The 9,891-nt window shown below is 72.5% G+C and carries 10 protein-coding genes; 7 read left to right on the top strand and 3 right to left on the bottom strand.

Going from position 1 to position 9,891, the window contains the following annotated elements; translation table 11 throughout:
- Positions 1-222: 222 nt before the first annotated feature.
- The 5 genes from ACFYNO_RS28975 to ACFYNO_RS28955 all read left to right on the top strand — a co-directional run bounded on the left by ACFYNO_RS28975 (position 223) and on the right by ACFYNO_RS28955 (position 5,188).
- Positions 223-555 (top strand): hypothetical protein, encoded by a 333-nt coding sequence (locus tag ACFYNO_RS28975; protein ID WP_388018876.1) that lies wholly within the window; start codon positions 223-225, stop codon positions 553-555.
- Complete coding sequence (tap, locus tag ACFYNO_RS28970; RefSeq protein ID WP_388018873.1) at positions 552-2,891, top strand: telomere-associated protein Tap; 2,340 nt, start codon at positions 552-554, stop codon at positions 2,889-2,891. Before ACFYNO_RS28975 ends, tap begins: the two co-directional genes overlap by 4 nt.
- A 33-nt stretch (positions 2,892-2,924) precedes the next feature.
- Entirely contained in the window at positions 2,925-3,500 is a 576-nt protein-coding gene (gene tpg / locus ACFYNO_RS28965) for a telomere-protecting terminal protein Tpg (protein WP_388018870.1), read from the top strand.
- Between the two features lie 738 nt (positions 3,501-4,238).
- Positions 4,239-4,757 (top strand): MarR family transcriptional regulator, encoded by a 519-nt coding sequence (locus ACFYNO_RS28960; protein WP_388018867.1) that lies wholly within the window; start codon positions 4,239-4,241, stop codon positions 4,755-4,757.
- Positions 4,754-5,188, top strand: a complete 435-nt coding sequence (locus ACFYNO_RS28955; protein ID WP_388018864.1) for a MarR family transcriptional regulator — start codon at positions 4,754-4,756, stop codon at positions 5,186-5,188. The genes ACFYNO_RS28960 and ACFYNO_RS28955 overlap by 4 nt, the downstream gene beginning before the upstream one ends.
- Positions 5,189-5,224: 36 nt before the next feature.
- On the opposite strand, the gene ACFYNO_RS28950 is transcribed toward ACFYNO_RS28955, so the two are convergent.
- The 3 genes from ACFYNO_RS28950 to ACFYNO_RS28940 all read right to left on the bottom strand — a co-directional run bounded on the left by ACFYNO_RS28950 (position 5,225) and on the right by ACFYNO_RS28940 (position 8,372).
- A complete protein-coding gene (locus ACFYNO_RS28950; protein WP_388018861.1) occupies positions 5,225-6,424 on the bottom strand; it encodes an acyltransferase family protein in 1,200 nt (399 codons plus the stop codon).
- A gap of 300 nt (positions 6,425-6,724) precedes the next feature.
- On the bottom strand, positions 6,725-7,711 hold the full coding sequence (locus ACFYNO_RS28945) for an NAD-dependent epimerase/dehydratase family protein (protein ID WP_388018858.1): 987 nt from the start codon (positions 7,709-7,711) through the stop codon (positions 6,725-6,727).
- Positions 7,712-7,832: 121 nt separating this feature from the next.
- Positions 7,833-8,372: a hypothetical protein gene (locus ACFYNO_RS28940; RefSeq protein ID WP_388019097.1), complete on the bottom strand. Its 540-nt coding sequence runs from the start codon at positions 8,370-8,372 to the stop codon at positions 7,833-7,835.
- 267 nt (positions 8,373-8,639) lie between these two features.
- Here ACFYNO_RS28940 and ACFYNO_RS28935 point away from each other — a divergent pair, with 267 nt between their 5' ends.
- Complete coding sequence (locus ACFYNO_RS28935; RefSeq protein WP_388018855.1) at positions 8,640-8,978, top strand: 5-carboxymethyl-2-hydroxymuconate Delta-isomerase; 339 nt, start codon at positions 8,640-8,642, stop codon at positions 8,976-8,978.
- 134 nt (positions 8,979-9,112) lie between these two features.
- Positions 9,113-9,697: a PadR family transcriptional regulator gene (locus tag ACFYNO_RS28930; protein WP_388018852.1), complete on the top strand. Its 585-nt coding sequence runs from the start codon at positions 9,113-9,115 to the stop codon at positions 9,695-9,697.
- The last annotated feature ends 194 nt before the right edge of the window (positions 9,698-9,891 follow it).

The raw sequence follows: 9,891 nt of genomic DNA, 5'->3' as shown, positions 1-9,891 counted from the left end.
CATAATTTTCTTGCCCCCCCCGTGGGGGGGGGTGGGGGGTTTGTGCGCCGCCCAAAAACCCCCCCCCCCCCCCCCCAAGGCCCGCATCCCCGCCCTCACCCCCCTCCACCTGCCATTTTATCGGCCGACACGGCACTTTATAGCTTGATAAACCCACTCCATCTCCCTTACGATCCAGTTGATCAAGCTTCAAACCAGCCATGGAGGAGGCCCGTGCTCGCGGTGGACGTCCGACAGTCCCTCAGGGAGGGCAAGTCGGTGCTCGAAGGCGCCTCGCGCTCCTGGCGCTTCGGCGAGCAGACGGTGGCCGAGCACGGGGACTTCCTGCTCGCCTTCGTCGAGGGCCGGCTGTGCGTCGGGGCGTTCGAGATCCGCGGAGCGCGGCGCGAGGCAGCGGGCGGCAAGTACGCCTTCGACCTGGCGCCGGCCGCACGGTTCCGGTGGGCACTGCTGCAGCACCTGCCGCTGGCGCCCGGACGCAATCCGGCGCGGGTGCTGGACGGCGCCGCGCTGCGGGAGTTCCTGGACTGCGCACCCAGCGAGGGGGAGCGGTGACCGGCGAGCCGGATGCGATCGACGCACTGCTGGCGGCCGGCCCGCGCAGCATCGTGCCGCTGCCCGACCCCGAGGAGCGCGCCCGGCTGCGTACCGCCTACGGGCTGAGCAAGGCCGAGACCGCCAAGGCGCTCGGCGTCAGCACCAGCACCTTCACCGCCTGGGAGACCGCCCAGCGCGACCCCCAGGGCGAAGCCCGCGCCGCCTACGCCAAGCTGCTCGACGGCATCGCCACCCAACTCGCCCCCACTCCGGCACCACAGCAACACCAGCAGCCCGTCCCCGCCGGCACCCCCATGCTCGACGCCCACCCCGACGGCTCCCTCGTCATGGGCCCGGCGCAGCCCTGCGTCCAGTGCGGCCGCCCCTCGGTCTACCGCGCCCAGGGCCTCCCCATGCACCTCGGCGGCTTCTGCACCCCGGACACCACGCCGGACACCACCCCGCCGCCCCCGCCCGCCCCTGCGCCCGCCGAAATGTTGTCCGCGGACAACACCGTCCCACCCGCTGCCCCCGCCCCTGCCCCCCGAAATGTTGTCCGCGGACAACACAGCCCGACCCGGCACCCCCGCCCCACCCCCCGTACCAAGCCCACCGCCAAGCCCACCGCCAAAAAGGCCGCCGCCAAGAAGCCCACCCCCGACTCCACCGACTGGCAGTCGGCCGCCGCCGCCCGCTACCCCGCCGGCCCCCTCGCCGTCCTCGACGTCGCCCCCGACGGGCGCAGCCTCACCGCATACCTCGCCGACGGCACCCCCGCCGCCACCGCCCCCACCGGCCGCACCCTCGCCGAGGTCGCCGAGTGGGCCCTCGCCACCGGCCTCGGCGCCCCGCGCCTGCACCGCTGGGGCAAGGACGGCGACCCCCTCGTCGTCCTCACCGACGCCGCCGCCACCGAGCTCGGCCTGCCCCCGCTCGGCCGCGACCCGAAGAAGGACTTCGTCCCCCGCCTCGGCCAGCTCCCCGACACCCACCGCCAGGTGAAGGCGCTGACGAAGGCCGGCTGGCTGCTCACCAAGCGCGGCCTCGGCCCGTGGGCCCGGCTCTACCGCACCCCGGAGGACGGCAAGCGGGTCTGCGTGCAGTTCTGCCTGCCCTCCTGGGACGCCTTGGCGGCCGGCGGCTGGCATCTCCCGGAGGGCCTGGACGCGCCCGACCTGGCCCGCCTGCTCGGCAGCTACGCCTCCCGGGTGCTCACCCCGCGCGGCTCCACCGCCGTCTCCGGCCTGGAACTGGTGACCGCCCTGCGCCCGCCCACCCGCGCCGTCCGCACCGAGGCGGGCTGGGAGTCCGGCGAGGTCGAGGGCTCCCGCCCGCGCGCCTTCGACCCGGCGCCGCCCGAGGTGCCGGACGAGCACCCGCTCGCCGAGGGCCGCGCCCCGCAGGACGTCCTGATGACCGAGGCCTGGGACTGGTACCGCGAGCCGACCGACGCCGAGCGCGGTGCGCCCTTCGCGGTCGGACTCGACGTCAACATGGCCTTCCTCGCGGCCGCCAGCCGCCTCAACCTCCCGCTCTCCGAGCCGTACCACGAGCTGGAGCCGGCCTTCGACAAGCGGATCCCGGGATCCTGGCTGGCCGACCTCTCCGGCCTCGCGACCGACCCCGCCCTGCCCAGCCCCTTCAGCGCGGACGGCAACCGGCCCACCGGCCCGGCCTGGTACTCCACCGTCAAGCTGGCCTACGCCCAGGAGCTGGGTGCCACCGTGCAGCCCCTGGAGGGCTGGCTGAGGCACGATTCCAGCCCGTATCTGGACCCGTGGCACCGGCGCCTGCGCCAGGCCTACCTGGACACCATGGAGGCCCTCGGTGTTTCGTTCGAGGCCACCGAGGGCGACCCGGAGGGCTTCCTGGACGCCATGGCCCGGCTCGGCGAGGGCGACCCGGCCGAACTGGCGGTGCTGACCGCGATCAAGCAGACCGCCAAGGGCACCATCGGCAAGTTCCGCGAGAAGCCCCGCCAGGGCTGGTCGCCCGGCCAGCGCTGGCCCGCCCTGGAGCGGCCCACCTGGGACCCGTTGATCCGCGCCCTGGTGATCGACACCGCCACCGTCAACTTCCACCGCAAGCTGGTCAGGACGGCCGCCGACACCGGCCTGTCCTGCTTCGCGGTGCTCTCCGACTGCGCGGTCTTCGCCGCCCCCGGCCCGACCGCGCTGGACGTGCTGCGCCGCCCGGACGGCACCCTGAGCACCGCGCTGCGCCTGGGCGTCTCGCCGGGGCACGTGAAGTTCGAGGGCTCCCGCCCGATGGCCGAGGTGCTGGCCCTGATGACGGAGGGCGCCAACCCGGCCCGCCACATCAAGTCCGGCGGCGCCGCCTCCATCGACGAGTAGCCCAGCACCCGACCAACCGGAGGAGCCCCCGCGATGGGTGAGATCGACGAGAGCCTGGAGCGGGTGGAGCGCACCCGCCCGCTCCCGGTGCACTTCAACACCCGCCTGAAGTTCCTCTGGGAGAAGGTCGCCAAGGAGGACACGGCCAAGCTCGCCGAGGCGGTCGGCGTCTCGGTGCGCACCGCGCAGCGCTGGGTGCACGCCCTGCGGGCGGTCGCGGCCGGCGAGGTGACCGGGGACGTGCCGATGTCGAAGGCGAACGCGGCCAAGGTCGAGCAGGCGGTGCGCCGCCGCTGGCAGCCGGGAGTGCGCCGCCGCACCCGGCGCCGGGCCGAGACCCAGGGGCTGACCGTCACCCTCAACGCCTACCTCGGCTTCGACGCGGCCGGCCGCTCCACCGACGAGCCGCGCCTGCGCACCATCACCCAGCGCATGCCCGGCGAGGTCGCCCGCCGCCTCTACCAGGCCCACGACGCCGGCCGCACCCAGGCCGAGCAGGAGCGCATCCTCGCCGAGGCCTTCCAGGAGCACTACTTCAAGCAGGGCGGCCGCGCCCAGGGCCTGCAGGTCGTGATCCGTGACCTCGGCTGGATGGACGTCGAACTCTGAGACGTGGAGCTCTGAGACGTGGAGCTCTGACAGCGCGTCACCAGCGCAACATGGTTCTGGCCGGTTTCCCAACCCCCCACCCGGGGCGGCCCCTCCCGCCCCCGCTGACGCGGCCGGACTGCGGACCGCACCACCCGCCCCGCCCCTGCGCGCCGTCGAAGGCGGTGACCCTCCGCATCAGCCGGCCTCACAGCCTCCGGCCCGGTGGTCCCCGAGTCGCCACCTGCGACTCCTTGGTCCCGCCCCTGCCCACGTCCACGACGCTCCCCGGCCGCCCTGCGACGGCTGCTGTCAGTGGCTGCCAGGAGTCGAATCAGCACCTCCGGCACGGCCGACCGCCTCACCAGGCCCGGCCCACCAGTCAGGTGCACCACACAGCTTCGCTGCTGTTGCACCCGCCCGGGGTGCGGCAGGATCGAACGCGCGCCTTCTTACTTAAGAAGGGGAAAATGCTCTGACCTGCGGTTTTGCCCTCGCTAACGTCTGGTTTTCCAGCCCTTAAGGTCAGAAAACCAGACGTTAGCGGGCCCTCTGCGGCCCTCGTTGTTCGATTTCCGGCCCTCCGCTGCGATCTCTGTTCGACACGACGGTCCGGTTGACGCGTTCTTCGGAGCCCGTCCTGTAGGTTCATGGCGCTAAGGTCGGGTTTTCCGGAGCCAACGTCTGAAAAATCAGACCTAGCCGACCCAGCGGGCGGACCGGCCCGCACGACCGAGACCAGCATGGTGAGGAGCAGCGATGGTCCGCAGGGGCAAGATCGCCCTGGTGAACCTGGACACGGGAACGGTGGTGCCCGCGCCGAAGGCCAGGACGCCGCACACCATGGACGGCTCCTACACGCTCAACGCCTACACCGACGACGCCCCGCTCTACTCGCTGGCGCTCTCGGGGGCCGAGTGGGCGACGATCGACTGGGTGCGCTCCGGCGGCGGGGCGGGGGGACCGGTCAAGGTGACCCCGACGGCGGTCGCCGAGGCGATCCTGGCCACCGAGACGACGGCCAAGACGGCGCTCTCCCGGCTGGTGAAGCTGAACATCCTGCTGAAGACCAGCCCCCGCAGCCAGACCTATCAGCTCAACCCCCGCCGTTTCTGGGAAGGTACGGGGGAGGCGCAGGTGCAGGCTTGCCGCAGACTGGACCCACCGCCCATCACGCCGGACGCCAAGGCCCTCGCGGCCGCGGCCAAGGCGGCCGAGAAGGCCCTGGCCAAGGCGCCCGGGCCGCGCAGGAGAACGACGAACGGAGGCACCCGATGAGCGCCGCCACCCACAGCCACCACGGTGGCTTCGATCCGGACAGCCTCGGCATGCCGCCCGTCTACACCCTCAACCTCTCCGCCAGCCAGCGCAGCGTGCTGGAGTGGCTGACCAGCCACGGCGCGGTCTTCGACCCGATCATCACGGACATCGAGGAGATCGCCCTGGACTGCGGCGCCTCGGTCTCCACGGTCTACGAGGCGCTGGCCCGGCTGGAGGCCCTGCACCTGGTGGAGAACCCGGACCCGACCCGCTACCGGGTCAGCCCGCGCTACTTCTTCGCCTCCAACCCGGAGATCCGCCGCCTGGTCGGCGAGGCGCTGGACGCCCCGGAGATCACCCCGGACGCCCGCGCCCAGGCCCCGCGCAAGGTCGGCAACATCGCGGCCCGGCGCCGCCGCACCATCCAGGCCGTCCCGGACCAGGACTGATCCGGCACCCGGAACGGCCTGCAGGGGGCCGACGGTTCAGTCGGCCGCCGGCACCGTGTCCGCGGCCTCGGCCGCGGGGAGCGGTCCGGCCGGGAGCGGGCGGCGGGCGGTGCGGCCCCAGAGCCGCATCGCGGGCTCCTCGACCAGCAGGTGCAGCACCCAGGCGAGCGCCAGGCTGATCAGCAGGGTGGCCCCGAGCCGGCCCAGCGCCTCCGGCGTGCCCCAGAAGTGCACTGCGGTGGGGGAGAGGTCGCCCAGCCCGATCGGGCCGTACTGGAACACCAGGAAGTGCACCAGGTAGAAGGCGAACGAGACCTCGCCCAGCCGGCGCATCCACCCGAGGCCGAAGAAGGTGCCGGTGCCCCGCAGGTCCTTGGTGGCGACGGCGGCGATCAGCAGCGCCACCGGCAGCGCGGTCGGCGCGGCCAGCCCGTAGGCGTCGGGCAGCTTCACCATCAGCAGGTAGCCGACCGCCAGCGGCACCAGCGCCAGCGGCCAACTCAGGTTGATCAAGCGGCCGTTGCGCACGATCAGGGCCATCAGCACACCCAGCGCGAACTCCAGCAGCCGCGAGGCGGGCAGGAAGTAGACGAACCAGTAGCGCCACAGCGAGATCGACTGCCAGGGCGAGACGGGCTGCGCGGGCAACGCCTGCGCCAGCACCGGCACCAGGAAGGCTGCCGCCGTCAGCACCCCGGCCCACAGCCACAGCCGCTCCGGCCGGATCCGCTTCGCCCAGCGCAGCAGCAGCGGGAAGCTCAGGTAGAAGACCAGCTCGCAGGCGAGCGACCAACTCGGCGCATTGGTACCCATGATGCTGTCCAGCCGGGGTATCCAGCTCTGCACCAGCAGCAGGCTCGGCACCGTCCCGCGCGCGGTGACGGTGGCGCCCGCGCCGATCATCAGCAGCAGCCCGGCCAGCCAGGTCACCAGGTGGTTCGGGTAGATCTTGACCAGCCGCCGCCGGTAGAACGCCCCGACCGCGTCGCCCGGCCGCGCCGACCAGGTCAGCACGAACCCGCTCAGCACGAAGAAGAACCCGACCCCGAGGAACCCGGCCCGCCCCAGCCAGGTCCCCAGGAACCGGTCGATCCCCGCATCGGTGAACGGACTCGCCACCGACGTATGGGTGAGGAACACCAGCAGCGCGGCCAGGAACCGCATCCCGGTCAGCGAGGGCAGCCGGTCGCCCCCGCCCCCGCCCGAGGACGCACCGCGGATCCCGCTTCCAGACATGTCTCCACCTGTCTTCCGTCGACGGCTCGGAACGTGCGGGAACCGGCCGTCATCACCGGCCCCCGCCTTTCCGTATCAGCCCGACGGCACCGCCCGGATGGCCGCACAGTGCGAATCCGGTGGAATTCCGACGCCCCATCAGCCGATCGGCTCACAACGGTCAACTCACCACTCAAACACCACAGTTGAGCTTATCCGTCGATTTCCCTCAGGAATTCCTGGAGCGACCTGAAAAAGCCACCCGCTGCCACTTTCCGAAACGCACGACAAATCCCGCCCACCTTGCGGCGAACCCGGTGCTCAGACACCGCTCCCGGCCGCCTCCGTGCGCCCCAGGTGCTCCCGGTACCAGGGCGCCGCAGCCGGCAGGCGCCGCAGCACGCCCGGACCGGGATCGACACCGGCCAGTCGCCAGATCTCCTCGCTGCGGTACCAGTGGGGGAGCCCCACCAGCTCGAACTGCCGCTCCGTCACACGCCCCGGTACCTGCGCCAGCCGCGCCAGGCACCGCTCCCACTCCCAATCCCGCACCGGCACCGGGTCGAGCACTCCGCAGCCCGCCAGGGCGTCCAGCAGCGCGCCCGAGCAGACCGGTACCGGGTGCCCGGCGTGGAACACCCCGCCGTGCAGTGGCCCGGTGGCCAGCGCGAGCGCGGCGATCAGCCGGGCCAGGTCCTCCACCGCCACCATCGACACCGGCGCCGTGCCCCCGGCCCACCGGGCCGGCACCCGCCGCACCAGCTCGGCCAGGAAGGGCACCACCCAGCGGTCCCCGTGCCCCACCATCAGCGGGGCGCGCAGGACCACCGCGCCGGCCTCCAGCGCCGCCCGCTCGCCGAGCAGACGGGTGCGACTGGCCGCCGACACCGGCGCGGCGGCGACCCCGTCGACCGCGATGCCGTGGTGCGGACCGCGGCCGTAGACCGCGGTGGTGGACAGCTGGACGATCCGCTGCACCCCGGCCCGCCGGGCCTCCCGCAGCAGCGCGGTCGTCCCGTCCACGTTGACGGCGGCGCAGGCGGCATCGTCCCCGGCCACCTGCGCCGCGAGGTGCACCAGCACGTCGGCCCCGGTGGCGGCGCCGGCCAACGAGCCCGGATCGGCCAAGTCCCCGACCACCGTGTCCGCCCCGCCGGCCGCCCGGGAGAGCAGCCGCAGCCGCACCGGCACACCGTGCGCGCGCAGCGCGGCCCGCACAGCGGTGCCGACGAACCCGGTCGCCCCGGTGACCAGCACCGTGCGCACGCCGTCGGTCCGGACGGCTCGGTCCTGCTCGGCCTGCGCCATGACGGGTGCTCCGCTCCTGCCCGACCAACAAAACGAACGCCCGCCACCCTATGCGCCCCCCGGAACGGCGAACGGGTCCGGTGCCAACCGGCCGCCGGGCCCGCCCGCTCGTCGTGCCGTCTCAGTCCTCGTCGGCCCCCGCCAGCGCCTCGGCGATCAGCCGGGTGGCGAACTCCTGGTCGCCGCCCGCCATCCGGTTGATCTGCTCGGCGAGCAGCACGACCGTGGCCTCCAGCGGGTTCATCTCGGCCTCGGTCCAGTCGCCGTACTGGGCACGCCACAGATTGGGACTCAGGCCGGTGCCGGCCGCGATCAGCAGGCCCGCCATGGTGGGGATCACCTCGGGGCGGAAGGTCCTGGGCATCATCCGCATGGTGTTGATCAGCGTCGGCACCACGAACTCGACGGCGTCCTCGTCATGGCTCTCGCAGGCCGCCCGCAGCCAGCTCATGTACATGTAGATGAGCGTGCAGGCGCCGTCGAGCAGGGCGTCGAACCCGTCGGGGCCGAGCGTGGCGGCGAACTGGTCGAGCAGCTGGCGGTGCTCGGGCCCGGCTTCGGTGCGGCCCTGGTAAACCGACTTGAGCCGGGAGTCGATCACCATCAGCGCCGCTCCCACGTCGCCGACAGGAGCGTTCGCGGGGTCGCAGGGCGAGGGCACGAGCTCTTCCTCAGGCATGGCCCGAGCGTAGACGCCGCGCCTGGCGCCCCGGGCGGCCTTCGTACGGCGCGCCTCTGACACCCCGTCAACCCGGCGAACGCACCGCCCCGGAGCCACCCCGCCCCACCAGGCCCGATCCCCGCCACCCATCCCCCGAAAGGGTCCGGCGCACGCCCCACGCCGCACACCTCCCCAGGCGCCCCGATCACCGCCGTCCTGGACCTCCCAGTACGGTGTTCCGACTCGCCGTCATCCCAGGGAGACACCGTGCCGCAGATCCTGATCGACCACTCGGCTGGCCTCGACTTCGACCGGCAGGGCCTGGCCAGGGCGCTGCACCCGCTGATCGCCGAGGTCATCGACACCACCGAGGCCGAGTGCAAGACGGTCTTCCGCCCCGCCGCCGAGTGCTACACCGGAGCCGCCGCGGCGCCGCGCCCCTTGGTCCTGGTCGAGGTCAAGATCCTGGACGGCCGCAGCACTGAGCAGCGAGCCGAACTGACGGCCCGAATCCTGGCCCTCCTCCAGTCCCACCTCCCCGAGCCGGCCACCGTCGCGGTCGAGGTCACCGAACTCGACCGCGCCACCTACCGGATCGCCTACTGATCCCGGCAGTCCTCGACCACAACCCCACCCTCGGCGCCCTCCCCATCCCTCCATCCCTCAGATATAGTCGCCAACAACTAGTCGGAACCGACTAACATCGAACCGACTACCACCCAACCGACATAGGAGGGACGTTGGCGAACCGCAAGAGGCCGGTCAGCAATCTGCTCGGCCTGGCCGTACTCGGCCTGCTGCTCGAACGCCCGATGCACCCGTACGAGATGGGCGCCACGCTCCGCGAGCGCAACAAGGACACCAGCTTCAAGCTCCGCACCGGCTCGCTCTACGACGTCGTCGAGGCCCTGGACCAGGCCGGCTGGATCACCGAGCAGACCACCGAACGCGACGGACGCCGCCCGGAGCGGACCGTCTACTCACTCACGGAGCTGGGCCAGTCGGAGTTCGTCCAGTGGCTCGACGAACTGGTCCGGGCACCCGTGAAGGAGTACCCGAGCTTCCTGGCGGCTGTCAGCTACCTCGGCGCCCTGGGCCCGGAGCGGGCAGCCCGGGCATTGGAAGAGCGAGCCGCCCTGCTCGACACCGAAGTCCGCGGTCTCACCGAGGCCCAGGCCGAAGCCATCGCCCAGCAGGTCCCCCGACTCTTCGTCATCGAAGCCGACTACGCCGCGGCGATGGCCCACGCCGAACGCACCTGGTGCACCCGTACCGCTCAGGAAATCCGCAAGGGCACCCTCGCCTGGCCTACTCCCACTGTTTGACCTGGGTGGGAGCCGACTGCGGCTCCCACCTCTTACTCCTTACCGACCCTTGCGGACAGGTTGTTGAGCTCGCCGTACGTCAGCGGCTCGGCTACGGCCTGCCCTGCGCGGTGTCCATGTCGTCGTTGCAGGCGCTGAGCGAGAGGGCGGCGGTGACGGCCAGGGCGGCGAAGGCGAAGTTGCGGACGCGCATG

This window comes from Kitasatospora sp. NPDC006697 (genome assembly GCF_042869935.1).
In the GTDB taxonomy this organism is placed as follows: Bacteria; Actinomycetota; Actinomycetes; order Streptomycetales; family Streptomycetaceae; genus Kitasatospora.
Note: the sequence above shows the minus strand (reverse complement) of the source record. Positions and strands in the feature narration are given on the sequence as shown.